At 77.2% G+C, this 1,200-nt stretch carries 2 protein-coding genes; both read right to left on the bottom strand.

The window, feature by feature from the left end:
* Positions 1-11 precede the first annotated feature (11 nt).
* Positions 12-797 (bottom strand): ABC transporter ATP-binding protein, encoded by a 786-nt coding sequence (locus D7231_RS35165; protein WP_120760439.1) that lies wholly within the window; start codon positions 795-797, stop codon positions 12-14.
* Positions 794-1,200 (bottom strand): ABC transporter permease (locus D7231_RS35170; RefSeq protein WP_147449902.1); only part of this gene is annotated, 407 nt, incomplete at its 5' end. The genes D7231_RS35170 and D7231_RS35165, both read right to left, overlap by 4 nt.

A 1,200-nucleotide genomic window follows, 5' to 3' on the forward strand; every position in this document is an offset into this window, starting at 1 on the left:
GGGGCGTCCGTTCATCGGGGTGCCTCCTCGCGCGCGGCGGCCGGCTCGGCGGTGAAGGCGTGGCCGGGCCGGGACAGCACCCGCTCGGCGGGGCCGCTCTCCACGACGCGGCCCTCCCGCATGACCGCGACCCGGCCGCCGACGCGGCGCGCGGCGTCGAGGTCGTGGGTGACCAGCAGCAGCGCGGTGCCGCGCTCCTCGCGCAGCCGCCCGAAGAGGTCGAGGACCTGGGCGCTCAGGAGCACGTCGAGCGCGGTGGTCGGCTCGTCCGCGAGCAGCAGTTCGGGGCCGCAGGCGATGGCCAGGGCGATGGCCGCGCGCTGCCGCTGCCCGCCGGAGAGCTCGTGCGGGTGGCTGCGCGCGACGCGCTCGGGGTCGGCCAGGCCGACGGCGTCGAGCAGGGCGGGGACGGCGGCGCGCGCGGCGCGGCGGCCGGGCGCGATCCCGTGCCGCCGCAGGACCTCGGCCAGTTGGGAGCCGATGCGCCGCAGCGGGTCCAGGGCGGCGGTCGGGTCCTGCGCCACGTAGCCGATGCGGCGTCCCCGGATCCGCGTCAACTCCCGTTCGCTCGCGGCCCGCAGGTCCGTCGTGCCGAGCAGCACGCCGCCGCCGACGCGGGCGGCCGGGCCGTGCAGCCCCAGGACGGCGCGCGCCACCGTGGTCTTGCCGCTGCCCGACTCGCCCAGCAGCACGAGGACTTCACCGGCGGCGAGGGTGAACGACACGCCGTCCACGGCGCGTACGGGTCCGGGGTAGTCGACGGTCAGGCCGGTGACGGTCAGCACGGCGGGGCTCATCGCAGCTCCTCCCGGACGCCGACCCGGCGGCGCAGCGCCTCGCCCAGGGCGTTGAACAGCACGGAGACCAGCAGGATCGTCAGGGCCGGCAGCACCGCCACCCAGGGGTGGGTGAGCAGGGCGGGCCTCAACTCATCCAGCATCGCGCCCCATTCGGCGGTGGGCGGGGCAACGCCCAGGCCCAGGAAGGACAGTCCGGCGGCGTAGACGATGGCCAGCCCGATCAGCGAGGAGGCGTAGGCGAGGATCACCGGGGCGAGGACGGGCACCACCTGCCGCACGGCGATCGCCGTCCGCCCGGCCCCGCTGACGCGTGCGGCCTCCAGGTACTCGGCGGAACGGACGCGCCGCGCCTCGGTGAACGCGACCCGGGTCACCACGGGGGTGAGGACGACGGACCGCG

Origin of the sequence: Streptomyces klenkii (assembly GCF_003626645.1) — a bacterium.
GTDB classification, from domain to species: Bacteria; Actinomycetota; Actinomycetes; order Streptomycetales; family Streptomycetaceae; genus Streptomyces; species Streptomyces klenkii.

What these genes read in the sequence shown, in the direction of transcription:
- D7231_RS35165 (WP_120760439.1), bottom strand. Translation starts at nt 797, where the DNA reads ATGAGCCCCGCCGTGCTGACCGTCACCGGCCTGACCGTCGACTACCCC.